The following is a 24,236-nucleotide window of genomic DNA, read 5'->3' as shown; positions in this document are numbered from 1 at the left end:
GAATCCCCGTTTGCGATGGGGAACCCCTCCCCTGCATTCGGCTATGAATGAACCTGGTTCCGGCCTGGAGCACCTTGCATACCGTCACTGGGCCAGGCTCTTCTCCCTGATTGCCTTATCCGTAGGGCTGGCCTATCTGGGCTGGCTAGGTAGACTGGTGTTCCTCAGCCGCGCCGCGCTGGATATCTCGTTCTTTCTGGCTGAGATCCTGTCCTATCTCCTCCTCTGCCTCTTGTGTTACAGCACCTGGTTCCTTCAGCCAAATCGCCCGGAAGACCCGAAGGGCCACGGCAATTTTTCCGTGGATATTTTCGTTCCCTGCTGTGGCGAACCCCTGGAAGTCATCACCACCACGCTCCGGGCGGTTCAGCAGATTAACTACCGGCCTCTGGAAGTTTACGTTTTAGATGATGCCGCGTCCCCGGCAGTGGCCGCCCTGGCCCACTCTTGTGGATTTCAGTACCTTTCCCGCGCTCAAGCAGGGGCGCCCCGCCAGGATGCCAAAAGCGGCAACCTTAATTTCGGTCTGAGCCAGAGTCGCGGCGATTTGATTCTGGTCCTGGACGCCGACCAGGTGCCAAGTCCGGAGATCCTGGATCGGCTGGCAGGTATTTTCCATCGGCCGCAAGTGGGCTATGTCCAAAGCAAGCAGGCTTTTTTCTTGCCCGAAGGTGATCCGTATTACAACAGTGATAAGGTCTTTTACGAAACTATCCAGTTACACAATGACCAGGCCAACGCCGTGATTTCTTGTGGTTCCGGGGTGGTGTATCGCCGCCAGGCCCTCCAGGAGATGGGGGGGTTCTCTTCCTGGAACCTTGTGGAAGATTTCACCTCTTCTTATGAATTGGTTAGCCGGGGCTGGAAAGGAGTTTACTATCCTTACCCCCTCTCCCGAGGCCTGGCGCCTATGACCCTGGGTGGGGTCTATCGCCAGCGTTTCCAATGGTGCCTGGACACCATGCGCCTCTTCTTCTGGGACAATCCCCTCTTCAAATCCGGTCTGTCCTGGCTGCAAAAGACACATTTTCTTTTTATTATGGTGAGTTATTTGGCCAGTGGACTTGTATTCCCTTTGTTTTACACCATTCCGCTGGTCGTTTACTGTCGCGGCCAGTCCTGCATTATCGGCGACGAACTGGCCTATGGGGTCTTGCGCGGCGTCTATCTTCTGAGCACTATCCTGATGTTCCGTTATCTCTTTTTTGGCAAAGAACCGCTCAGGCAGTTCAAAATGCTCTGCAGCCTGTTTCCGGTGCATACGCTGGCCATCCTTGCGGCCCTGCTCTATCCACCCGGTCGCAAGCCCGCTTACCGGGTCAACAATGCCGGGTCTCTTACTCATGTCAGTCCGTGGTGGCAATTGGCTCCGCATCTTGGGTTCATTTTCCTGCACCTGAGCCTGCCGGTAGTGGCTCTCTTAAGGGGATGGTGTGAGCCCCGGCTGGTTTTTTTCAACGCCGTGTTTTCTGCCGCAATTATTTGGATTTTGGGGGATCTGGTGCTGGCGGTCATGATCAGACCTAGGTGGCTTCCCGCCATGGATCCCAAGCGGGTTTATGGTTAGCAAAGGTCGCTTGCTGGTATGGTTGCTGCCCCTGTTTTTCTTAGGGGCAATCTTTTGGCTCGCCTGGAGTCAGGACCATGACTTCTGGAGGTCCAAGCAATCTTTATACCGTGCGGCCCAGGAGGCGGCGGGCCAGGGCGATCAGGCTCGCGCCATGGAACTGGCCCGGAAGGCTTGGACCCGGGACCCGGATAGTTCAGAAAACGGCATTCTTTTGAGCCGGATTTATCTTGATGCCGGACAAGTTAAGGCGGCCCTGGAGATTTCCCGCCAGATGATGGATCGGAACCCCGGGCCCGGCGCCTTGACGATTCAGGCCCAGGCCTTGGAGCGGCTGGGGGAGACCCAAGCGGCGTTGGACGCACTGGCCTTGTACCTTCAGCGCCAGCCGGATGATCGGAACATCCTGGGGTCCGCAGCCGGCATCGCGGCCCGTCATGAGAAGTATTATCCTCAGGCGGTCACGTATTATCAGCGCCTTTACGGATTGGACCACGACCCCCAGGTGCGGCGGCTGCTGGTGAAACTGTTGGCGTCGCAAGACCAGTATAAAGAGGCCATCGCCCTTCAGGAAGAGGAGGTGACCGAGTTCCCTGAGGACGCCGAAGCCCTCCACTTCCTGGCCCTCCTGCATTATTGGAAGCGGGACTATCAAGCCTCCAGTGATATTTACCAGCGCTTGCTGGAAAAGGGCGCGGGAGATTCAGCGTTGCGCCTGGAGGCTGCTAAAGCCGCAGATGCCGCCCATGATACTGACCGAGCTTTGAATCAGTATCTCTGGCTCTATGCCCGCAATCGGGGCCAGAAGGAATATGCCCTGGCCCTCGCCCGGATCTGGGCCCAAAAAGGTAACCATGCGGAAGCCGCAGGGGTTTTGGCCCCTCTAATGCGGCAACAACCCGATCTGGAATTACGGCGCTGGTACGCCTTGGAGTTGCTCCTCATCGGGGATTTCGACAAGGCCCAGAAAGAATACCACCAGGCCTGGGTGGCTGGAGATACTCACCAGGAAACCGTCATCAATCTAGCCCGCCTCTACGCCCGGAAGCAACGTTTTAAAGCGGCCGCGGGTATGTGGGATGAAGCTTCCCGGCGACAGCTCATCAGGGGCGAGCTACGGTGGGAAGCGGCCTTGACTTATTCCTACGCCCACCGTTATCAGGATGCCTTGGAAATGATTGAGCCATTGCGCAATCAAAACTCCAAGGATCCGAAACTGCTGCTCTTTTCCGGGCAACTCCAATTCTATCAGAAGCACTGGAGCCAGGCGGCCCATTACTTTTCCACGTATCTGGAACAAAATCCCCAGGACGTGGAGGTGAGGCGCCAATTGGCCGAAATCCTATCGTTCAAGCGCGAAACGCGGAATGATGCCTTGAACCAGTACGGCGAAGCTCTAAAAATCAAAGATGACGTCAATCTACGCCTGCGGCGCATTAGTCTCCTCCTGGAAGAGAGGAAATGGGATCAGGCGGCCACGGAATTGCAGGAATGCTCCACTCCTGAGGACTCGGCCCTTCTCCGGGAGCAGGCCCATCTCTACCTTTGGTTGGGCAACCTGCAAGAAGCCTTGAGTAGATATGATCTTTTCCTCAAGAAGGCTCCCGAGGATCGCGTCGCCCGTCTGGAAAAGGCCCGGGTTTTGACCTATCTGGGGCGGGGTTCCGAAGCCCTGGAGCTTCTGAACCGCCTGCGCATGGAGCAACCACAGGAACCGGTGGTGCGCGTGGCGGCCATCGAAGCCTACCTGGAAATTAGGGATTTTCCCAAGGCCCTGATTCTGGCCCAGAAGGAACTGGAGCCGTTACCTAAGTTGAGCCAGGATGAGCGAGCTCTGGTGGCCCGATGTTATGCCCATTCCACTGACCCCAAAAATCTCTATCGGGCCGTGGACTTACTCACCGAGAATCTCTGGAAGAACCGCTCCCATCAGGCCTCCCTGCTGATCTTGACCTCAGTCTTACCCCGGCTGCCGCGCTATGAGGACCTGAACCGGGTGATGAATCGGTTGCCCGGGATCAAGGTGGGAGGTCCGGAACAGGTCGCGGCCCTGGGCTATTTTTCCGGACAACTGGGGCGACAGGCTGGCAAACTCAATTATCTGCAGAATGTCCTCCGGGAATATGGCAACCACCGGCGTCCGGATAGTCCCGGGGAGCTTTTAGGGCTGGCGGCTCTGGCCATGGAATTGGAAGACCAGGCCGCTGCAGTCCGCTATTACGAGCGGGCTTTAAGACTTCGGCCACACGATCAATCGATCGCCAAGCGTCTCCTGGCATGCCAGATGTCCCAGAAGAATTGGGGCCAGGCCCTGAGCCTCATGGAGAAAGACCCGAACAATCCCGGCGCGCCTCTGGAGATGGCCAAAGTTTATCTCATGCGCCATCAATATGAGGGAGTCAAGGCCGCGGTGGCCAAAATCCCGGCGGATTCTCCGGGTTATGCCCAGGGGCTTCTCCTATTGGTCCGGGCTTGCCGGGGAGAACAAAACTTTCCGGAGGCTCAGACAACCCTTGCCCAGTTGGACGGCAAGGTTCCTCGGGAAGACTACCTCATGGAAAAGGCCAGAAATCTGGAAGGCATGGGGGATAAAGGGGCGGCCGCGGTCTACCAGGAAATCATCGCCATGAAACCAGATTCCCAGGGCGCCAAGGTGGCCCGGGCCCGGGCAGCCCGCTCTCAAGGCAATTGGGGGGCGGCCCATAAGGATTTTGCTCTGGCCTTGCAGGATACACCCCAGGATATCGAGTTACTTAACGAATTGGAGGATGTTCGCCAGCAGATGAGGCCGCAGTTGGCCTCCCGGGGCTTTCCCGGCAACCGGGGAGAACGCCATCCCGAAGAGGCCCAGCGTCCCTGGCAATTCTCCCGCTTTAACCGGGAGCCCCAGGGTTTGGGACTCAGCAATTATCTGCCGGCCTTTGTCTCTGATTTCCTGCCCATCGTCCAACCCGAAGCCCTCTATTTCACCGACAGCAACAAGCTCTACGGCGGGGTTGTGCGGGTTGGCGGCAGCTTTTGGATCACCAAAGTGCTGCCGGCCCAATTGGGGATCGAATACCGGGAATACAATCAGAACAACCAGAACGTCAAGTATGGTCAGCTTGATTTAGGGTTAAACCCGGTATTCTCCCAAGGAACCGATGCGTCTAGCCGCTTACGCCGGGCCGAAGTTTCCTTGGGGCTGGGGCCTCTGGCGGCACATGATCGCCTGAAGCTTAGCGGGGAAATTATTTTGCGCCGTTATTGGAAGCGGGACGATTTTCATGTAGTCCAAACCGGACAAGTTCGGTCGACATTGACTACTACCCCTGCATTAAGGCCATTTCCATTCCCAATTCCCGTTCCTACAACATCTTTTTTATCAGAAGATCTTACTAAATCTTATTCTTTTACTTCAAAAGACCATAAGAACCGCCTCATGGGAACCCTGGAACTGGCGTTCGCCGCCGGACCCCGTACCGATGCCACGTTACGGTACAGCCGCCGGGATATCTTTGACCAGGATTCTTACCTGTTTCCCCGCCTTTACCAATCGGTTATCAATCTCACGGAGGCTCAAATCACCACGTATCAGCAGGTGGACCTCTCATATAATCACCAATTTCGCCCGGGCTTGGACTGGCGGGGCTTTGTTGGGGGCGCCTTCTATTCCGATCATAACCAGCGCTTGACCTTATACCAGGGCTTAAATTGGCAGGCCGTGCGACAACCTCGGATGCACCTGGAGTTTAACCCGCACTATTTCCTGACATCCTATAGCCAGCGGCACGAAGCCTATTTCAGCCCCAAGATCTATAATGCCATCGGTATCGGGGTGAACTTCGACAAGCAAATCTTCCGCCTCCCCACCTTGATCCTCCAGGGAACGGTGCAAGCCGTGGGCGAGCATGGGGATTGGGGTCCGTCCCTCCAAGGGTTGGCTGCCCTGGAATGGGAATTTGTTCAGAATTTTTACATGGATGTACATGCCTTCTATTTTCGGGAATGGGTGGACAACTATCGACTCCTTACCGCCGGGGTCTCGTTCCGCTGGCGCTTTTAAGGAGGAAGGAAAGCTTAAGATGAATAGTTGGAATTATTTGAAAGATTTGCGTAATAATAAATGTGATTACTATCAAAGATGCGCATATTGCGGCAACACCATGAATATATTGACAAAAAGCTTTACCGTTGAGTTTAAAACTCCGAAAATTCCACCCATCGGGGCTAGAGATTTAAACCTATTCAATATTACATATAAGACTTATCTAAAAAGTTTTGTCCTATGTGAAAACTGTGAAGCTAAATATGATTATGATATTTTCGCCACAATATCGACTCCCAAGGCATTAACTAATATACCTTCTTCCAAAACCTTGATAAAAAATATTTTAGAAAATGAATTGCCCAAATTACCTCGAAATAAAACCTGCAAAGTAATACGGAAGGGAACTAGTTATAAAAGAGTGTTAAATAAAAAATCAAATTTTGTTTACCGTATACCTTTTTATAGATTAATCAATTCATCATTTTCAAAATTATATTATATCTTCCAGAGTCTTACTGCGATTTTTCAGTATTTTGGTCTTGGTCCTTCTTATCATGTGGGCTTTGGTTCTGAGTCTAAAACAGCTCGGGTTTACTCACGGGAGCAGTCTCAAGTGAGAAAACCGACTCCAGCTGAGATAACCAATTTGCTCACAGGGGATTCATGAAGTGACGGTTTCTTCCGGGTCTGATGACCTTGCCAGAGAATATTGGGCTGGATATCCCCGTCCCCAAGACATTTTCAAATTGAGGCTCATCGTCTTTCTGGCCCTTGGTCTTCTGAGCCTGGGCGGGTGTGCCGAGGTGACGCAGCCAACCCCCACGGCTCACCACGTGGAGGCGGCTCAGTTGGCCGTCGCCAAACGCCACCCATATGCCTCATGGTCATCTGAGCGTGCCGCTCGGGTCTTTCTCCGTCTGATGCCGTGGCTACCCCAGACTCAGGGCCGCACCTATCCCTTCTTGGGTTTTAACTGGTGGGTCACGGCCACTGGCCAGGTGGTGGTGGATCAGGTCTGGTACCCCTCTCCGGCCCGGGATGCCAATTTGAAGCAGGGGGATATTATCCTGGCGGTGAATAACTGGCCCATTCCCACCGAGGCGGTGGCGTGGGATGAAGCCATCAATACGACACGCAACTTTTTCAAGAATTTTCTCTTTTTCCTCCCACTATCTAGTTCTCAGCGTTCCGGATCCAGTAGTATTCAACGAATGGTCAAGATGGCTCTTCCTGGGGAGCTCTTACCTGCTATGATGTTAGACCTCAAGCATATCAACCTGGAAGCCAGGGGGCGCTACCTTACCGGACCGGTGGAACTTTTGATTAGGCGTGATGATCAAAAATTTACGAAAGTGCTTTATCCTCAACTTTTACCGGCGGAATACGCCATTCTGGTAAATACAAAGGACAGAACTATTAATGCCTGTGCCGCTCCCGGACAAGTCATTCTAAGCCAGCGCCTGGTAAGTTTCTGTCTGAATGACGATGAGCTGGCCTTAGTTGTGGGCCATGAACTAGCTCATCAGACCCAAGGTCACCTCGTTCGAGGCGCACTGCACAGGGAACTGGGACAATTTGTGGGGGAGGCCTTTACCGCGTTTAGTACGTTATCCCTCAACCGCCTCATGGACTGGCGGCATGCCATGGTGTCGCCGGACGTGCGACGGGTGTCCCAAAATGCGGTAGTAAGCGTCTTTTCCAAGGATAATGAGCGGGAAGCAGATATTTATGGGGCCTGGTATGCTTTTCAGGCCGGCTATAATATCGAGAAGGGGGCAGCCATTTGGGAGAGAATGGCTGGAGTTAACTATCATGACCCTTTTCAAAGAACCTATTTCTTGGATGACCACCCGCCGCCCTTGGAGCGCCTGGCCCGTTTGCAACTCGTGGCTCAATACTTCAAAGCCGGCCGGGCCGCGGACGTCTTCCTGCAAACCGCGGATTTGAACCGCCGGCCACCACCTCAGATGATCGAGCCCGTTGCCGGCAAAGCTCCCGCAACGGCGCCGGCGCCTGCCATGGAGGAAGATTCTCCTGCGCCTCTTAGCTTAAACCAGCGGAATCGAGAGGGTCAGCCAAGTCGCACCCGGGAGGCTGTCCACTCGAATTTCGGCATTGTAGGGAGCCAGGAGTCGGCGGACCATGAACAACCCCAGGCCGGCCCGGGGCCCGACAGCGGTTCGCTTGGTAGTGAAGTAGGGTTCGAAGATCCAGGGTAATTGTTCGGGCAGGATCCCTACCCCGGTGTCACCGATGCGCACCATAAATCGTCTATCCAGGCAGGCTGTGACCACCGTCAAGTGGCAGTGCTCCAATCCTTCCATAGCTTCCAGGGCATTATCGATGAGATTCCGGAAACTCTGACTAAAATCGATATAGTGTCCATAGATTAGAGGCAGGCCATCCCCGAAGTGAAATTCTCTGGTAATCCGGTGTTTGAAAATCGGGTTAGACAGATAGAGTTCAAGTTCCTGCCCACAGACCTGATTGAGATCCAGGTGAGACTTCTCCCGGGTGTCCTCATGCATCCCTTGAAGAGCCAGGCTTCGAGTAAAGTTTTGCAGCTTTTCCAGTTCATTCCGTAGTTGGCGAAATTTTTCCTGGCGGTAGAGATGCAGAGTCTCCAGCTTTTCGGCGCTGGACAGGGAAGATTCGCTGAGAAGCTCCAGTTCTTCCCGGGCTTTCTGCTCCAAAAGGTCCAGCTGGAAGGAGAGGACCTGCAGCGGAGTATTCATCTGGTGAACGATGCCCAGACAGCGGCGCCCTACGCTGGAGTGGCGATAGTAACGCACCAATTCTTTGAAGCTCCGTTCCAGGGCTTCATCCTCTCCGGAATAATCTGCGGGCAAAGATGATAAAACAATAGAGTGCCCATGTTGTGATGAGGCCTCGGAGCCGGGGCTCGGACCTATTCTGCCGTCAAGAGATTCACAGGCTCTCAGGCTATCAATGGGATTTTTCATAAGTTCACCAAACAGAAAACGGCTTAACCTCGGCCCTCCCCAGGGCTTCTTCCTTCACAGGGCCCCTTGGCTCTTTCTTAAATATTCTTATCGGCAAACCTGCAAATAACATGAAACCGTCTTGACAGGCCATGGGGATCAAAGGCAAAGGGAAGATGGCTGGGGGATATGGATTATTGGGGAGGGCTGTATCACGCTGAAGATTGACTCTGCCAGGGTTTTTTTGTCCAAGTTTATCGATCATTTGGTACACTTAGCACAGCAATTATCTTTGAGGAGAAACCCATGATTAAAAGAGAGGCGTGGTACTTCCGGGGTGTAGGCCCGCAAAACACTGCGGCCTGTTTGGACTTGATGGAAAAGGCCGTGGCTGAAAAGTTTCGTCATCTGGTAGTGGCCTCCACCACCGGAGATTCTGGGGTCCAGGCTGCCCGGCGCCTGCAGGGCAAAGACGTCAACCTGGTGGTAGTGGGGCACTCCGTCGGCTTCAAGGGGCCGAATATCGACGAGTTTAGGGACGAGCACTACCAAGAAATCACCCATCTGGGGGGCAAGGTCCTTAAGGCTACCATTCTCACCCATTCCCTGGAAGCGAGCCTGGCGGACCAATTCAAGGGCAGCGCCCCCACCTTGCTCATCGCCAATACCTTGCGGCGCCTGGGACAGGGGCTCAAGGTGTGTTGCGAGATCGTCATGGAGGCAGTGGATGCGGGCCTCATTCCCGAAGGCGAAGAAGTGGTGGCCATCGGCGGCACCGCCAGGGGCTGGGACACCGTTGCCATCATCAAGAGCGCGGCGTCCAAACGGTTCATGCAGCTCTCCGTCCTGGAGATCTGGGGCAAGCCCCGGGTGTGATGACCCGAGGACGGAATTGCCAGTAACCAGTGGCGCCGGTACCTGCTGCCATGAGATTATTTCGGCAGGCTCCGTCAGGGTCGCCCGAGGGGCTTACAAGCGTCCGGGACTTCGAATAATCTTTAGATGGCTGAGTCATCCTATCTGTTTGTTTAAGCTGGCTTACTCTCCCCACCCGGCATGGCTGGTAGTTAGAAAGGAATATCTGGGAAAGCGAAGCGGGATCAGATCTGGGCCAAACCCACCAGGACCAGGGCCAGTCCCAACATTGCGCTGCTGTCGATATAGAAACTTTCCACCTCGAACACCCGGGCTCCCCAATAAAGCAACGCTCCTGCAATCGTCAGAACAACTGCGCCGCCCCACCACAAGCTCACCATGTCTCTTACCTCCCTTTATCCATAAATTATGCAAAGGCCGGGCCGAAGATCCTGGCTGAAATAATTCTTTATGCCAGTCCGACCCGTCATCTTATAATTATCTGTTATTTAAGTAAGTTATCAGCATTAATGGAAATTGCTTGAATTCAAAATAAGAGGATTTGAGCCTGTAAGCGGTCTCAGCGACTCCCTGAAGTAATTACTTAAGGAATGGAATCGAAGGGAAAGTATAGACTTATACCCGTTGCCAAAGGATTTTCTAATCCCCCCTCACCCTAACCCTCTCCCACAATGGGAGAGGGGAATAAAAGGAAAAAACTTTTGGCAAACGCTATAGCCGTCACAAGCATCTTTCTCAAAAATTCATCTTATCCCTTGACAATAGGAATAAAATAATTTAAAAGATAAGTTACAATTCTTTTTTTGTTCTTCTTGTAAACCAGTCAAAAATTGTCCGCTCTTCCAGCCGAATAAACTACTCTTCAAAAAAGCGGAAAAGGAGGTTCTGCGTCAAAGGCTTTCTATCCAATAATGTTCATTGTCACGGCGTAAAATTGCCGACGGGCATATTTACCTGAAAGTAAGTGAAACGCAGCAGAAGGGGAATTCTTATGAAGAAAACCCATTTCGTCATGACGATCTCGGCCCTGCTGGTCCTGGCCACGTCCTCAGCCTGGGCGGTGCCGACCATCAACATTGATGAATCCTTAGAAGGCGCCCTCCCTAAGGTGACCTTCTCTGGCTTTACAACTCAGGGCAACCCGTCTGTATCTACGACTAATGAAAGCGTATTCATCGACGGCAACTTGGTCGCCAACTTTATCAACAATGGGAAGTTCGCGGAATATGGCATCAAGATGCTGGAACCGGCTTTCGAAGGCGGGGGGGTGAGCGATTTCGCCATCTTGACGGTATATGACGTCAATGTAACTGTGCCACAGCGATTCACCCTTTCCTTTTTTTCTGACGGGGCGACCGGATTTGAGAGGGAACTGGCAGCCTTTGATTTTAAATTTCCTACTGCTAAAGAGATAACGGAAACCGGAGGCCTCCAAAACTTATTCGACTTCCCTGGGTTGGTTGTAAATGCTAAATCTGACGTGATCCCCCTGCCCAGCACGGTGCTGCTCCTGGGCTCCGGCCTGGTAGGGCTGGCGGCCTATGCCCGGAGAAAGCACCGGCAAGGGTAAATTTCTCTTGTAGCCGTGCTTGCTACAGGGTGTCTGGTTATAATCCAGACACCTTTTTTACTCAACGGCCGCCCTCCCTTGGGATGATGGCCTGTAATGCTCTTCACATTGGAAAACGACAAACCCTGTAGGGGCAGACCCGCGTGTCCGCCCTAATGGAGGGCCGACACCTAGGTCGGCCCCGACAGATTGTTTCATTTCAAGGGGATACGGTATACCCCCAGGCGTGCCCCCTGCCCCCCTTCTCCCCCATGTTCTCAAGATCTGAGATCTCTATGAAAAGCAGTTTTGTCATCCTGAGCGCAGCGAAGAATTTGTATTTATGCTTAATTATAAAATTCTTCGGATCGCTTCGCTCCCAGACTCATCTTCGACGATTGGGGTCGATTTTGGGCATTTCTACTAACATAAGTTGTTGAAATTATTGAGTGGCAATTTGAATGTAGTGGCACCCTTTTTCGTCTGAGCTTGTATAAATTCTGAAGCGGGGACACAAGCATCCTTCTCGAGTTGACAGGTGAGACAGCAGTGGCTATAAGGTGGAAAAGGATTTCCCATGGCCAAAGAATCCCGTGTCCTCTATCTTATTGACATCAGCTCCTATTTCTACCGGGCCTTTCATGCTCTGCCGGCCCTGTCCAATTCCCGAGGGGTGCCCACCAACGCCACTTACGGGGTGACCACTATGCTCCTCAAGGTGCTCAGGGAGCGGCAACCCCAACATCTGGCCCTGGTATTCGACGCCAAAGGCCCCACCTTCCGGCATAACCTCTATAAAGACTACAAGGCGCACCGGCCCCCTATGCCGGAGGCCCTGGTGACCCAGCTGCCCTACATCCGCCAGATTATCGATGCTCTCAATCTGCCTTCCCTGGTGTATGAAGGCTATGAAGCCGATGATCTTATCAGCACCTTGGTGCGGCGGGCCCGGGAGCAGGGCTATGAGGTTGAAATCATTTCCGGGGACAAGGATCTCCTCCCCCTGGTGGCCGAGGGGGTGGACATGTGGGATCCCATGAAGGAGGTGCGGTACGACCCGGCGGCTATTAGGGAAAAATATGGCTTGGACCCACAAGAACTGGTGGAAGTGCGGGCTTTGGCGGGAGATGCCAGCGACAATATTCCCGGGGTGCCGGGCATCGGGGAAAAGACCGCCCTCAAGTTGATCGTCCGGTTCCATAACCTGGAAAATTTGCTGGCCCATATAAGTGACCTTAAAGAAAAAGCGGTGAAAGCCCGATTGCAGGAACATGCCGAATTGGCGCGGCTCAGCCGGCAGTTGACGGAACTCGATGACCAGGTGCCGTTGGAAGTGGATCTGGAGGCGCTCCACCCCGGCCCGCCGGATCGTGAAACCCTACGTCAGCTGTTCGTGGATCTGGAATTCACCAAATTGACCAAGGATTTGGGATTCGATTCCCAACCAACGGCGGCCTGTTCCTTAGCGCTTGGGGCCGATGAGCTGGAGCGGCTAGCCAGGGCTGTGGGGGACGCAGGGGAGATGGGATTGTGCTTTGTCACCAGCGAACAGCACCCGGTGCTGGCGGAGGTCGCCGGGGTCGGGGTGGCCTGGCAGAGCGGTGAAGCTGCGTATGTCCCGTTGACACCGGGGGAATCCGTCGTGTGGGAGAAACTGGGGCCGCTTTGGGCTGCGCCGGAGATTGCCAAAGTGGGGGCGGATCTCAAGGCCGCACTGCTCCTGGCCCATCGTTTTGGGAAGAAGCTTAAGGGACTTACCGGCGATATTCTGCTGGCCTCATACCTCCTCAACCCCGGCCGGTACGAGCAGACCCTGGAAAATGTGGCGCTGCACTACCTGGGAATAACTCTGCAAGGCCCCAAAGAACTAGCGGGCCGGCCCACCACGGCGGTTAAGTTGGACCGGGATCTGGCCTGTCAGTACGCCGCCAACCGGGCCGAGGTGGCCCTCAGCCTCTGGCCCTTACTTGAAAAGGAGCTGCGCCAGGAAGGCCTCTGGGAGCTCTATACGGGCCTGGAATTGCCGTTGGTCAGTACCCTGGCGAGCATGGAGGCCCGTGGGATCCTCCTGGACCGGGAATTTCTGCGACGCTTCGGCCAGGACCTGGCAGGGGCGATGCAGGGGCTGGAACAAGAAATCTATGCCCTGGCGGGTGAAGAATTTCTTATCCAATCGCCCCAGCAATTGGGCCGCATCCTCTTTGAGAAAATGAAGCTCACACCCCAAAAGCGGACGCGGGGCAAAACCGCTTACTCAACCGACGTGGAGGTGCTTCAGGCCCTGGCCTCAGAAAGTCCCATCGCCGCCAAGGTCCTGGAGTACCGCAGCATGGGCAAGCTCAAATCCACCTACGTAGACGCCCTCCTGAAGTTGGTGGACCCGGCTACCGGACGGGTGCACACCACGTTTCTGCAGTCGGTGGCGGCCACGGGGCGTCTTTCCAGCCGGGACCCCAATTTGCAGAACATCCCGGTCCGGGGGGAGTTGGGAGGGCAGATTCGCCAGGCCTTTGTGCCGGAAACCGGCCGGGTATTCCTCAGCGCCGATTATTCCCAAATGGAACTGCGCATCCTGGCCCATTTCTCTGAGGACCCTATTCTTCTCAAGGCTTTTAAGGACGGGATCGACATCCACCGTCAGACCGCAGCGGTAGTGTTCGGCATCCATCCTGAGTTGGTGACTCCGGAGATGCGCCGGCAGGCCAAGGTGGTCAATTTCGGCATTATTTACGGCATGAGCGCCTTCGGCCTGGCCAAACAGCTAGGGGTGGGCAATCGCTTGGCTAGTGAGTTTATTCAGCGTTATTTTGCCAAATACTCCGGGGTTAAGGTATATTTGGAGAATACCTTGCAGCAGGCTCGAGAGGGGGGCTGGGTGACCACGCTCATGGGACGCCGGCGGCAGACGCCGCAGCTCACCAGCAGCAACCGTATCGTGCGGCAGGAGGCGGAGCGCAGCGCCATTAACACCCCGCTCCAGGGAACCGCGGCGGATATCATCAAAAAAGCAATGCTGGAAGTGGAAACGGCGCTAGCGAAGGCAGGCTTATCTGGACAGATGCTCCTGCAACTCCATGACGAGCTTTTATTTGAAGTGCCCCGGACTGAATTGGCGGACACCGCACGACTGGTGCGGCAGGTTATGGAGGGGGTCGTGCGGTTGAAAGTGCCTCTGACAGTGGACCTCAGGGTGGGAGAAAATTGGGGCGAGATGAATTTTTATTCTGTAAAGAATCTGCAGGCAAACCTGTTTAATCAATAAAATCAAGGTGATAAATATTGACATTCAGAAAGCCTCAAAAAAAAATTATTAATTGGAAACTTTTTCCTTGATATTTTTCAATCCATACCTATAGTTAATCGAAACAGGGTTTTAGTACCGTAGTAAAAGGGTCTAAGGAAAAAATATCAAGGAGGTTACATTTTTTCTTGATATTTCCAGCCCAGTATTATTAAATGTGGGCATCTTACTTACCTTAAACCATCTCTTTGAGAAGGGGGGATAGATGATGAGGAAAGCTTTGGTAAGGAAAGGCTTTGCATGGGCCATTCTCCTGGCGTTTATCGCTGCCATGGGAATGGGGTGCTGCGACGCCTGCAAGAAGAGCGTAGACGAAGCCAAGATGTACGCCGATCAGGCGGCGGCTTCGGCTGCTAAGGCGGACAGTGCGGCGCGGAACGCCGAAATGGCGGCGGCAGACGCGAAAGCTTCGGCTGATAAAGCTGAGGCCGCGGCTGATCGGGCTGAGGCTGCTGCTGCGAAAGCAGAAGCATGTCTGATGAAGAAGATGCGGAAGTAAGTAGCACCAAGGGTGATTTAGCTCATGGAGAGTGAAAATATCTCTCCGAAAGGGGGTAATCGATGAGGAAGGCAATGAGAAAAGGTTATGCCTTGGCTCTCCTCGCGGTCTTTGCCCTGGTGCTGGGAGGTGCTGGCTGCTGCCAACAGTACTATGATCAGTGTTCAATGTACTCACAGCAGGCTAAGGCTTCTGCAGATCGGGCAGCCGCGTCGGTAGTAAAGGCTGAAGCGGCCGCACAAGATGCCAAAGTCCCCGTACCTCGCGCTTCCGCTGCGGCCAACAAGGCTGAGGCGGCTGCTGCCAGGGCCGAAGACGCGGCGGAAAAAGTGTGCGCCAAGGTACAATACGGTAAGGCCAAAAAGGGCAAGAAGAAAAAAGCAGTGAAATGCCCGCCGGCTAAACCGAAAAAAGCCAAACAGGCCATGTAAAGCACTAGTGCAGTTATTTTGGGGGTAACCCCAACGTATTCAGAAGGTGTGGAGAGCTGGGCTCACCACACCTTCTGTCTTTTGGGGCAGTCGTTGCCTCCCCCTAACTTGCTTGCCTCCTGAAGATTTGAGTCACGTTAAAGTCGGGTAAGGCTGGCACCCATCTGACATCTGCCTTTATATTAACCACCGCCTCCAGATAGCCAAACCAGATAATTTCCCGCCATATAAGACAAGCAACGAAGAGGTTCAAAATGATCCATCTTGATGGGCAGGTGAAAGCCTTTTTGGATAAGTCGACAGTTATGGCGTTTGCCAAAAGTTTTTTCCGTAATAGAAGATACTTTAACACCCCAAATCCCCCCTAACCCCCCTTTGGTAAAGGGGGGAACTATAAGGAATTACTTGTAAAGTCCCCCTTTGAAAAAGGGGGATTTATGGAGATTTAAAAATCAGCCAGCGGCATAAATTTATGGCAAACGCTATATACTCATTGGCAAACTTTTATTTCGTATTTACCCCTCACCCTGACCTTCTCCCGCAAGGGGAGACAGGGATAAAAGGAAAGAACTTTTGAGCTTCTTGCAAAATTGCCGGACATGATGTAGTCGCAGGCTTTAGCCTATATGAGCACAGGCTGGAAAGCCTGTGCTACCGGCGAACTCATAAGCCCAAATAAGATATTGACCGAAAAGAGACTTTTGCAAGAGGCTCTTTTGGCAATCGCTTTAAGAGAAGAGGAAAAGCGGAGGACTCGGAGGAAAAAATAAAGGGCCGGATTAGCGGCCCCTATTTATCGTAGCTTGACGAAATTTTTGATAGAGTAAAAATTTCGCCTATTCGTTAGAAACGTTAAGGGCCAGGCCCCCGGCCCCTTGCTTGGTGATATCCACTGGATTACCGTAGTGCTCTTCCACCGTCTGCATCACCTTACGCATATCAACTTGATCGGCCAGGCCGCGCTGCTCTATCATATTCAGAACGTGAAGGATCATGGAAGGGATTTTGAAGTACACGTCTTCATGCACCGACAGGTAAATGCGGCCCTGGCGGAAGCCAATCAAAGCCGGTTCATAGACATATTCGACCGAGGCTCCCATGGGCACCATAGGGAAGAGCTTCTTAATGTGCTCAGGGTACATCCGGGTGCAGCCGTGGCTCACCATGCGCCCCACCCCCAAGGGCATGGCAGTGCCGTGAATGCCGTAATCGCCCCAGGATAGGGTTAGCTTGTATTCGCCCAGCGGGTTATCCGGCCCCGGGGGCATTGCCGCCATTTCATATTTCTTTTGCAAATTTTTAGGGATATGCCAGGTGGGATTAACTTTTTTCTCAATCACCCGGAATTTTCCCTGGGGAGTCTTGAAATCCAGGACACCCATGCCGATGGGGAAGGTATAAACCTGGGTGTTGTTGTTGATAAAATAGTAAAGACGCATGGCGCCGGTGTTGACAATGATCTGGTTGCCATGGTTATTGGGCACGATCCACATGGTGGGGATGGTCATTTCCGCCCCCACTGGAGGCAAGAACGGATCCCACTGGCGGTACATAACCCCGATCTCCGAATAACCCAGGCCATAGTGACGGGCCAGATCCAGAAGGTCGTCGCCTTTCTTGATGCGGTAGTGCTGGATGCTGCCCACTACGGTGACGGCATTGGGGTCACAGCCTCCGGGGGAGGCCGGGAACCGGATGTTGTAAGGGCCTGCCGCCAGCACGGGTTGGGCCATGAGCACGATTAACGCGAACAGGAGGCATCGGACCATTGTGCGCATCAGGTTACTCCTGGGTGTGTCGATAAGGCTTCAAACTGGAAGTAAAGGGCGGTTCCATGATGCCTTTTTCCGTGACGATGCCGGCAATCAAGTCGTTGGGGGTAACGTCAAAGGCCAGGTTCAAGGCCGGGGCTCCCAATGGCGCCACGGCCTGCCCCCAAAGATGGGTCACCTCTTCTGCGGCGCGCTCTTCCACCGGGATATGGTTGCCGTCGGGAATCGAGAAATCAAAGGTGGACAAGGGCGCCGCCACGTAAAAAGGGATGCCGTGGTGGTGGGCCAGGACCGCCACGCTATACGTGCCGATCTTGTTAGCGGTGTCCCCGTTGGCAGCGATGCGGTCCGCCCCCAGAATGACCAGGTCTACTTTACCCTGATGCATCAGCGTGGCCGCGGCCCCGTCGGGAATGAGGGTGTAGGGAATCCCCAGCTTGCCTAACTCCCAGGTGGTGAGCCGAGCCCCCTGGAGGAGTGGCCGGGTTTCATCCACCCACACCGAAAAGCGCTTGCCAGCCTCCCAGGCCGCCCGCAGCACCCCCAGGGCGGTGCCGTAGGCCCCGGTGGCCAGGGCCCCGGTGTTGCAGTGGGTGAGGACCCGGTGACCGTTGTGGATCAAGACGTGCCCTGCCTGAGCCATGTGCCGGTTGGTGGTTTCGTCTTCGGACAGCATGGTCTGGGCCTCATTCACGAGGCGGTCTTTGAGCGCCGCGACGGACTCATTGGCGTGGGCCTGGGCCAGGCGCTGGACGCGGTCCAGGGCCCAAAACAGGTTCACCGCGGTGGGCCTGGCCTGGGCAATTTCCTGGCAGATTTTCTGAAAGCGCGCCTGGAACTCTACTTGGTCCTGAGTCTCTAAGGCCAAGGCCCCCAACGCCGCGCCCATGGCCGCGGCCACGCCGATGGCGGGCGCGCCCCGAATCGCCAAAGTGCGGATGGCCTCGATGACGTCGTGGTAATCGGTGATTTCCAGATAGAGCTCTTCCGCGGGCAGACGCCGCTGGTCGAGGAGCTTCACTTTGTCGATGTCCCAACAGATGCTGCAATAGGGGATCATTTATGCTCCTGATTTTATCTTGCGCCTATGCGTCCTGGCGTGAAGTCTCTCGCCAAGGCGCGAAGGCGCAAAGGATTGTTAACCTAAAAGCCGCTGAAAAATTTCATTAGCTAATTGCGGGTTGGCCTGACCCTTGGTTTTTTTCATCAGTTGGCCAACGAAAAAGCCCATGACCTTGGTCTTGCCTGCCTTGTAGTTGGCCACTTCCTGGGGGTGGGCGTCGATAATCTCCTGAGCCGCTGTCTCCAGCGCTCCGGTGTCGCTGATTTGGGTAAGGCCTTTTTCTTGGACGATGACCTCGGGGTCGCGGCCGGTGGCCACCATGTCCTCGAACACGGTTTTGGCCAGCTTGCCGCTGATAGTACCGGCTTCAAGCAACTTCAACAATTGCCCCAAGGCCGCGGGCGTAACCTTTATTGCGGCAATCCCCGCTTCTTCTTTTTTTAATTCTCGCAGGACTTCGCACATAATCCAGTTGCTCACCTGCTTGGGCCGAGGGAACTCCCGGACTCCGGCCTCGAAGTAGTCGGCCAGGGCTTTGTCCGCAGTCAGAACCTCGGCATCGTATTCGGGCAGGTCATAATCCGCTTGAAAGCGCTTCAGGCGCGCCGCCGGCAATTCCGGCAGTTGTTTTGTAAGGCGGTCAATCAACTCCTGAGAAATTTTGATGGGCACCAGGTCCGGGTCAGGAAAGTAGCGATAGTCGTGGGCCTCTTCCTTACCCCGCATGGACACCGTCTGATTGGCGGCCGTATCCCACAGGCGGGTCTCCTGGACGATTTCCCGACCCGCGGCCAACAGCGCCCGCTGCCGCTTGATTTCATATTCCAGGGCCGCTTTGACGAACCGGAAGGAGTTCATGTTCTTCAGTTCGGTTTTGGTGCCGAGTTCGGTTTGCCCTACCGGACGCAAAGAGATATTGGCGTCGCACCTAAGCGAGCCTTCCTCCATGTTGCCGTCGCAAATCTCCAGGTAGAGGAGGATATTTCGCAAGCCCTTGAGGTACTCCACCGCCTCGTCAGGGGTGCGCATGTCCGGCTCGCTGACGATTTCGATCAAGGGCACCCCGGTGCGGTTAAAATCCACGAAGCTCACCGGGCGGGATTCGCTGTGGATAAGTTTGCCCGCATCTTCTTCCATGTGGATGCGGGTGATGCCCAGGCGCCGGGGTTGGCCTTCGACTTTAATATCCAGAAAGCCGTGCTCGGCCAGGGGCAGCTCATATTGGGAAATCTGGTAGCCCTTGGGCAGATCGGGATAGAAGTAATTTTTTCGGGCGAAGACCGACTCCGGATTGACCCGGCAGTCGGTAGCCAGCGCCATTTTTAGGGCGAATTCCACGGCCTTTTCGTTTAAGACCGGCAGGCTGCCGGGCATCCCCAGGCAGACCTCGCACACGTGGGTGTTGGGCGGGGCCCCAAAGGAGGTGGCGCAGCCGCAGAAGATCTTGCTATGCGTGAGCAGATGGGCGTGGACTTCCAACCCGATGACGGCTTCAAATTCCACGTTCTTCTCCTTTAAGATTATTGAAGGTTACCTAAATGGAGAAAGTCTGTCAAGGCAAGCCCTTGAGTGGTCTGAAGAGGAAATCCCCGCGCCCCGGGTTGTCGGATGACTTGCGTAAGTTTATAATTTGCATAAGATAATAAGGAAAGGTGCAATTGTTCGGGCCGCTCAAGGCCGCAAATTCAAGGAAGCTTATGAGGACCGAAGCGCGGGCGGACTTTTCCTCCCAGGAAACCGTACGCTATTCCCGGAACACCCTCCTGGACCAAGTGGGTTGGGAAGGACAGGCCCGCTGGCGAGCCAGCCGAGTTATGGTGGTGGGGGCTGGAGGCATCGGTTCTGCCGCGCTGTTGTATCTCGCGGCGGCGGGAGTAGGGCGCCTGGGCCTGGTGGACGGCGACGCGGTGGAGGAGTCCAACCTCCAGCGCCAGATTCTCTACCGGTCGGCCGACTTAGGCAGGCAGAAGGTGGCCGTGGCGGAAGCAGCGCTGACGGCCCTGAACCCCCATTGCCGGGTAGAAACTTTTGACCAGCGCCTCAACCCGGCCAACGTTAAGGAAGTGTTGCACGGCTTTGAGGTGGTGTTGGACGCCAGCGACAACTTTCCCACCCGTTTCCTCCTGGCGGAGTGCTGCTGGCGGGACGGTATTCCCCTGGTGTCAGCCGCGGCCACGGGGTGGTATGGGAAGCTCCTGGTAGCTCTGCCCGGGGCGGAGAATCCCTGTTACCGCTGTCTGGTGCCGGAGATGCCCTCGGCGGAGGCGGTGCCCTCCTCCAGCGAGTCGGGCATCCTGGGCGCAGTGGCCGGCACCATGGGCTGCCTGCAGGCGGTGGAAGCCTTGAAACTGCTCTTGGGCCGGGAATCAAACCTGACCCGTCGGCTCCTGGCCTATGATGGGCTGGCGGGAAGATTTCAATCCCTGGCCCGGATTAAACGGCCGGACTGTCCGCTGTGCGGTCAGGGAAAGTAATCAGTAATCAGTGAGCAGTGAAAGCAAAAGTGGAGGGAAGTTCCCCCCTTTTCTAAAGGGGGGGCAGGGGGGATTATAATAAGCTCCCGATAATCCCCCGAAATCCCCCTTTAAGAAAGAGGGACTTGCCCTCCTTAATCATAGTCGATGGGCAAATAAATATGCAGAACGACTCGCTAATCATCGCCGGACGCCGGTTCCGCTCCCGCCTTATGGTGGGCACAGGAAAGTTCCCCTCCGCCGCGGCGCTTCAAGCCGCCCTGGCCGCCTCTGGCGCGGAAATCGTCACGGTGGCCTTGCGCCGGGTGGATTTGGGCCAGCCGGAAACCGACAGCATCCTTTCGGTGTTGGACCCCGAAAAATACCTGATTCTCCCTAACACCTCGGGAGCCCGAACCGCGGATGAGGCCGTGCGCCTGGCCAAAATGGCCCGGGCCATGGGTCTCCCAGCCTGGGTGAAGCTGGAACTCACTCCCGAGCCCAAGTATCTGCTGCCGGACCCGGTGGAAACCCTGAAGGCCGCCGAACTGCTGATTAAGTCTGGCTTTGTGGTCTTGCCTTACATCCAGGCCGATCCCGTTCTGGCCAAGCGCCTGGAAGAACTGGGCACCGCCACGGTCATGCCCCTGGGCGCGCCCATCGGCAGCAACCGGGGGGTCAGGACCCGGGACATGATCCGCATCATCATTGAGCAGGCCACGGTGCCGGTGGTGGTGGACGCAGGCCTGGGCGCCCCCTCGCACGCCGCGGAGGCCATGGAAATGGGCGCGGACGCGGTCCTGGTGAACACCGCCCTGGCCGACGCCCAGAATCACGCCGCCATGGCCAAGGCCTTTGCCATGGGCGTAGAGGCCGGCCGCCTGGCCTTTCTCTCCGGCCTGGGCCCGGAGCGGGAAGTTGCCGCCGCGTCTTCGCCGTTGACGGGGTTTTTGGTGTAAAGGACGGCTGAATGAAATTTGAATGGGACCCTGATAAAGCTGCAACTAATGAAAAAAAGCACGGTGTCACCTTCCTTGAGGCAGCGACGATTTTCGGGGACCCACTGGCGATAACCTTTGTTGATCCGGATCATTCTGTGAACGAACAACGATTCCTCAGCTTCGGCCTTTCCAGGTTTGGCCGGTTGCTCATCGTTTCCCATACCGATCGTGAGGGTCGGATTAGAATTATTAGTGCGCGGGTTATGACTCGCCAAGAGGTAAAAATCTATGAAGAAGGATAAGACTGACGATTTGCGTTCGGAGTATCGTCGTGAGGACCTCGGTCCCGGGGTGCGCGGCAAGTATCTGGAAGCTTCCCGTAGTGCCACCAATCTGGTCCTTCTCAGTCCTGATGTGGCCCAAGCCTTTCCCACGGAAGAAGCGGTCAATGAAGCCCTGCGCTCCCTGATTGAACTCGCCCGGAGAGCTACTGGACCAACCAAGCCCTCCAACCGGCGCACTAAATCGGGAGAATGAGCCTGGCCTTAGGGTTTGATTGGAAATAAAAGATGATTGTCGACAAATCCGAAATAGAAGATTTCAATAATGCGATTTCGTCAAATGGACTTGAGCCATTCGACTTTGAGCTTACAGAGCGGGAAGAACCAGTGAATGGTTTAGGTGTGCAACCAATTATAGGCGAAGTAAGAGTGAGACGTAAATCGTCTAATGTGTATAGAACATATAGAGCAGGCCATGGATCACATTGGGCAGCAGATTTTGTAGACGATCTCACAAATGGTATTTTCGACTAAGGGGAAAATTCATTCATTAATTCTTAAACACTTTTGTAAACAAGCTCCTGTGTGCGAATCAGAAAAGTAAAATGGCATTACATTGAGTTGTCAGAGGTGACCGATTTCTATGTCCGACAAAACCTTCTTTATAGATGAGTATTTCAAGCAATGGGAGAAGAATGTTGAAAAGGCTAATGAATTGATAGAGAACCAACGTTATCTCCTTGAAGGCATATTGGTTCTTAGTTGCTATTTAGGGGCCTTTGCTGCATTGCGATTTCCAACTCTTCGAGACGGCGAAGCTTACGTTAAGATTGTACTCGAATATTCAGATATTCGCGAATTCTTTGAAAAAATTGATCTTCTATTCTTCTATCAGTGGCCTCGTTCCAAGCTCCGGGAAAATGGCAATTACAAAGCTCTAAAACAACATTCGGAAATCGTTGAAGCTTTGAAGCTGTGTTATGGAACCGAAGATAAAATCAAAGCTGGGACTCGATACGTTTCGCCAGCTAAGTTCATTGAAAATGTTGTGGCAGCGGCCATCCCTGGCTTTGACGAGCAGAACTTACGGGATAAACTTCCTCTTTTCTCTCTGGCCGAGTTGCTTTATCGCTACGTTAGGTGCGACGCCGTACATAACTATGATTTTCCCTTAATCAATGAGGGCAGGAATGGTAATGGAAATGTGATTTATGAAGATAACCACGCGATAAATGGTAAGGTTTTGCTTGAAACGACCAGAAGCGTTATCAAAGCCCTTTGGGAAGAGTGCAGGGATAAAGACAAGTGGCCGTTTGAGATGTAGTCACAAAAAAACTTTTTATGCAGATAGCATCAAAAACATCCCCCTTCGGCAAAATCTTAGATGACTGGCCGGAGGCGCGGTTGCGGGAGGTCATGGACCGGGCCGGGCCGGGAGACGTCAAGCGAGCCCTGGGCCGGGAGCAGTTGTTTCCGGAGGATTTGGCGGCTTTGCTGTCGCCTGCCGCGGTCCCGTTCCTGGAGGACCTGGCCCAGGCGGCGCACCGCCTCACCCGGCAGCACTTCGGACGGACCATCGGGTTGTATGCCCCTATTTACCTATCCAATATCTGCCACTCCGACTGCCTTTACTGCGGCTACGCCCTGCACTCCGGGAGCGTCGGCGACCGGCGCACCCTGACGCCGGCGGAAATCCGGGGTGAATGCGAGAGCCTGGCCGGCCATGGTTTTCAGAACATCCTCTTGCTTACCGGCGAGGCCCCGAAAGTGGCGCCGGCTTCGTACCTGGCCCAGGCCGTGGCCATCGCCCGGGAGTACTTCGTCTCCGTGGCCGTGGAGGTCTACGCCCTGGATGAGGCGGACTACCATCTGCTGGTGGATAAGGGCCTGGAAGGGGTCACCCTTTACATGGAGACCTACCACCGGGAGACCTACGCCGCAGTGCACCCCCGGGGCCGTAAGCGGGATTACGACTACCGCCTTGAGGCCGTGGCACGGGCCGGCCGGGCCGGGGTCCGAAAACTCAGTATCGGGGCGCTCTTGGGCCTCTACCACTGGTGGGCGGACGGTTTCTGGATGGGCCTGCATGCCCGCCAGCTTCAAAAGGAGTGTTGGCAGAGCGCCATCTCCGTCTCCTTTCCGCGCCTGCGCCATGTGCCCGAACGCTACCAGGTGGAGCATCTGCCCACTGACCGGGAGTTGGTGCAATTGATGCTGGCCCTGCGGATTTTTCTGCCGGAAGTGGGCTTCAATCTCTCCACCCGGGAAAGTTCCCGTCTTCGGGACAGCTTGATGCCCTTGGGCGTGACCATGATGAGCGCCGGCTCCTCCACCCGGCCCGGCGGTTATGCCCACTTAAACGATGACGCCGCGCTGGAGCAGTTTGAGATTGAGGATCGCCGCAGCCCGGCCGAGGTGGTGGCGGCCATCCGGCGGGCCGGCTACGACCCGGTATGGAAGGATTTTGACCGGGCCTTTGTGGAGTAAGAGCAGTCATGTAGGGGCGGACCTGTGTGTCCGCCTTATTTGAG

General features: G+C 54.8%; 20 protein-coding genes and 1 pseudogene. 16 read left to right on the top strand and 5 right to left on the bottom strand.

The genetic code is table 11. The features are described from left to right. Window positions 1-43 precede the first annotated feature (43 nt). The 4 genes and pseudogenes from WC600_13160 (at window position 44) to WC600_13145 (ending at window position 7,468) form a co-directional block, all read left to right on the top strand. Window positions 44-1,567 carry a glycosyltransferase gene (locus WC600_13160; protein ID MFA4903678.1) on the top strand — a complete coding sequence of 508 codons (1,524 nt, stop codon included), beginning with the start codon at window positions 44-46 and terminating at the stop codon, window positions 1,565-1,567. After that, a complete protein-coding gene (locus tag WC600_13155) occupies window positions 1,560-5,612 on the top strand; it encodes a tetratricopeptide repeat protein (GenBank protein MFA4903677.1) in 4,053 nt (1,350 codons plus the stop codon). Before WC600_13160 ends, WC600_13155 begins: the two co-directional genes overlap by 8 nt. Window positions 5,613-5,631: 19 nt before the next feature. Beyond that, complete coding sequence (locus WC600_13150) at window positions 5,632-6,264, top strand: hypothetical protein (GenBank protein ID MFA4903676.1); 633 nt, start codon at window positions 5,632-5,634, stop codon at window positions 6,262-6,264. 253 nt (window positions 6,265-6,517) lie between these two features. Next, window positions 6,518-7,468: pseudogene (locus WC600_13145) on the top strand (M48 family metalloprotease). 177 nt (window positions 7,469-7,645) lie between these two features. On the opposite strand, the gene WC600_13140 reads toward WC600_13145, so the two are convergent. Next, entirely contained in the window at window positions 7,646-8,560 is a 915-nt protein-coding gene (locus WC600_13140) for a HAMP domain-containing sensor histidine kinase (GenBank protein MFA4903675.1), read from the bottom strand. A 285-nt stretch (window positions 8,561-8,845) separates the two neighbouring features. Between WC600_13140 and WC600_13135 the strand changes: the two genes are divergently transcribed. Further along, window positions 8,846-9,415 carry a hypothetical protein gene (locus tag WC600_13135; protein ID MFA4903674.1) on the top strand — a complete coding sequence of 190 codons (570 nt, stop codon included), beginning with the start codon at window positions 8,846-8,848 and terminating at the stop codon, window positions 9,413-9,415. A 224-nt stretch (window positions 9,416-9,639) separates the two neighbouring features. Here WC600_13135 and WC600_13130 read toward each other — a convergent pair whose 3' ends face one another. After that, complete coding sequence (locus WC600_13130) at window positions 9,640-9,795, bottom strand: hypothetical protein (GenBank protein ID MFA4903673.1); 156 nt, start codon at window positions 9,793-9,795, stop codon at window positions 9,640-9,642. Between the two features lie 611 nt (window positions 9,796-10,406). On the opposite strand from WC600_13130, the gene WC600_13125 reads away from it, so the two are divergent. From WC600_13125 to WC600_13110, 4 genes are all read left to right on the top strand, one after another. Further along, window positions 10,407-10,985, top strand: coding sequence for a PEP-CTERM sorting domain-containing protein (locus tag WC600_13125; protein ID MFA4903672.1), 579 nt, complete (start codon window positions 10,407-10,409; stop codon window positions 10,983-10,985). 556 nt (window positions 10,986-11,541) lie between these two features. Further along, on the top strand, window positions 11,542-14,226 hold the full coding sequence (gene polA, locus WC600_13120) for a DNA polymerase I (GenBank protein ID MFA4903671.1): 2,685 nt from the start codon (window positions 11,542-11,544) through the stop codon (window positions 14,224-14,226). Between the two features lie 244 nt (window positions 14,227-14,470). Further along, a complete protein-coding gene (locus WC600_13115) occupies window positions 14,471-14,764 on the top strand; it encodes a hypothetical protein (GenBank protein ID MFA4903670.1) in 294 nt (97 codons plus the stop codon). Between the two features lie 74 nt (window positions 14,765-14,838). Then, a complete protein-coding gene (locus tag WC600_13110) occupies window positions 14,839-15,195 on the top strand; it encodes a hypothetical protein (protein MFA4903669.1) in 357 nt (118 codons plus the stop codon). 836 nt (window positions 15,196-16,031) lie between these two features. On the opposite strand, the gene WC600_13105 is transcribed toward WC600_13110, so the two are convergent. From WC600_13105 to gatB, 3 genes are all read right to left on the bottom strand, one after another. Then, entirely contained in the window at window positions 16,032-16,973 is a 942-nt protein-coding gene (locus WC600_13105; GenBank protein ID MFA4903668.1) for a L,D-transpeptidase family protein, read from the bottom strand. 4 nt (window positions 16,974-16,977) lie between these two features. Next, entirely contained in the window at window positions 16,978-18,027 is a 1,050-nt protein-coding gene (gene mtnA, locus WC600_13100) for an S-methyl-5-thioribose-1-phosphate isomerase (protein MFA4903667.1), read from the bottom strand. A 78-nt stretch (window positions 18,028-18,105) separates the two neighbouring features. Then, window positions 18,106-19,551: an Asp-tRNA(Asn)/Glu-tRNA(Gln) amidotransferase subunit GatB gene (gene gatB, locus WC600_13095; protein MFA4903666.1), complete on the bottom strand. Its 1,446-nt coding sequence runs from the start codon at window positions 19,549-19,551 to the stop codon at window positions 18,106-18,108. A 176-nt stretch (window positions 19,552-19,727) separates the two neighbouring features. Between gatB and WC600_13090 the strand changes: the two genes are divergently transcribed. The 7 genes from WC600_13090 (at window position 19,728) to thiH (ending at window position 24,192) form a co-directional block, all read left to right on the top strand. Beyond that, window positions 19,728-20,504 (top strand): HesA/MoeB/ThiF family protein, encoded by a 777-nt coding sequence (locus WC600_13090; protein ID MFA4903665.1) that lies wholly within the window; start codon window positions 19,728-19,730, stop codon window positions 20,502-20,504. Window positions 20,505-20,665: 161 nt separating this feature from the next. Continuing rightward, on the top strand, window positions 20,666-21,442 hold the full coding sequence (locus tag WC600_13085; GenBank protein ID MFA4903664.1) for a thiazole synthase: 777 nt from the start codon (window positions 20,666-20,668) through the stop codon (window positions 21,440-21,442). Window positions 21,443-21,453: 11 nt separating this feature from the next. Beyond that, window positions 21,454-21,726 (top strand): BrnT family toxin, encoded by a 273-nt coding sequence (locus WC600_13080; protein ID MFA4903663.1) that lies wholly within the window; start codon window positions 21,454-21,456, stop codon window positions 21,724-21,726. Beyond that, on the top strand, window positions 21,713-21,961 hold the full coding sequence (locus tag WC600_13075) for a hypothetical protein (protein MFA4903662.1): 249 nt from the start codon (window positions 21,713-21,715) through the stop codon (window positions 21,959-21,961). Before WC600_13080 ends, WC600_13075 begins: the two co-directional genes overlap by 14 nt. A 32-nt stretch (window positions 21,962-21,993) precedes the next feature. Beyond that, entirely contained in the window at window positions 21,994-22,239 is a 246-nt protein-coding gene (locus WC600_13070; GenBank protein ID MFA4903661.1) for a hypothetical protein, read from the top strand. Between the two features lie 109 nt (window positions 22,240-22,348). Next, window positions 22,349-23,029 carry a hypothetical protein gene (locus WC600_13065; protein ID MFA4903660.1) on the top strand — a complete coding sequence of 227 codons (681 nt, stop codon included), beginning with the start codon at window positions 22,349-22,351 and terminating at the stop codon, window positions 23,027-23,029. Window positions 23,030-23,046: 17 nt separating this feature from the next. Continuing rightward, window positions 23,047-24,192, top strand: a complete 1,146-nt coding sequence (gene thiH, locus WC600_13060; protein ID MFA4903659.1) for a 2-iminoacetate synthase ThiH — start codon at window positions 23,047-23,049, stop codon at window positions 24,190-24,192. Window positions 24,193-24,236 lie beyond the last annotated feature (44 nt).

It is taken from the genome of Desulfobaccales bacterium, from assembly GCA_041648175.1.
GTDB lineage: Bacteria > Desulfobacterota > Desulfobaccia > Desulfobaccales > 0-14-0-80-60-11 > 0-14-0-80-60-11.
Note: the sequence above shows the minus strand (reverse complement) of the source record. Positions and strands in the feature narration are given on the sequence as shown.

Coding starts and splice junctions, on each gene's coding strand:
- WC600_13160 (MFA4903678.1), top strand. CDS start 44: ATGAATGAACCTGGTTCCGGCCTGGAGCACCTTGCATACCGTCACTGG.
- WC600_13155 (MFA4903677.1), top strand. CDS start 1,560: ATGGTTAGCAAAGGTCGCTTGCTGGTATGGTTGCTGCCCCTGTTTTTC.
- WC600_13150 (MFA4903676.1), top strand. CDS start 5,632: ATGAATAGTTGGAATTATTTGAAAGATTTGCGTAATAATAAATGTGAT.
- WC600_13140 (MFA4903675.1), bottom strand. CDS start 8,560: ATGAAAAATCCCATTGATAGCCTGAGAGCCTGTGAATCTCTTGACGGC.
- WC600_13135 (MFA4903674.1), top strand. CDS start 8,846: ATGATTAAAAGAGAGGCGTGGTACTTCCGGGGTGTAGGCCCGCAAAAC.
- WC600_13130 (MFA4903673.1), bottom strand. CDS start 9,795: ATGGTGAGCTTGTGGTGGGGCGGCGCAGTTGTTCTGACGATTGCAGGA.
- WC600_13125 (MFA4903672.1), top strand. CDS start 10,407: ATGAAGAAAACCCATTTCGTCATGACGATCTCGGCCCTGCTGGTCCTG.
- polA (MFA4903671.1), top strand. CDS start 11,542: ATGGCCAAAGAATCCCGTGTCCTCTATCTTATTGACATCAGCTCCTAT.
- WC600_13115 (MFA4903670.1), top strand. CDS start 14,471: ATGATGAGGAAAGCTTTGGTAAGGAAAGGCTTTGCATGGGCCATTCTC.
- WC600_13110 (MFA4903669.1), top strand. CDS start 14,839: ATGAGAAAAGGTTATGCCTTGGCTCTCCTCGCGGTCTTTGCCCTGGTG.
- WC600_13105 (MFA4903668.1), bottom strand. CDS start 16,973: ATGCGCACAATGGTCCGATGCCTCCTGTTCGCGTTAATCGTGCTCATG.
- mtnA (MFA4903667.1), bottom strand. CDS start 18,027: ATGATCCCCTATTGCAGCATCTGTTGGGACATCGACAAAGTGAAGCTC.
- WC600_13090 (MFA4903665.1), top strand. CDS start 19,728: ATGAGGACCGAAGCGCGGGCGGACTTTTCCTCCCAGGAAACCGTACGC.
- WC600_13085 (MFA4903664.1), top strand. CDS start 20,666: ATGCAGAACGACTCGCTAATCATCGCCGGACGCCGGTTCCGCTCCCGC.
- WC600_13080 (MFA4903663.1), top strand. CDS start 21,454: ATGAAATTTGAATGGGACCCTGATAAAGCTGCAACTAATGAAAAAAAG.
- WC600_13075 (MFA4903662.1), top strand. CDS start 21,713: ATGAAGAAGGATAAGACTGACGATTTGCGTTCGGAGTATCGTCGTGAG.
- WC600_13070 (MFA4903661.1), top strand. CDS start 21,994: ATGATTGTCGACAAATCCGAAATAGAAGATTTCAATAATGCGATTTCG.
- WC600_13065 (MFA4903660.1), top strand. CDS start 22,349: ATGTCCGACAAAACCTTCTTTATAGATGAGTATTTCAAGCAATGGGAG.
- thiH (MFA4903659.1), top strand. CDS start 23,047: ATGCAGATAGCATCAAAAACATCCCCCTTCGGCAAAATCTTAGATGAC.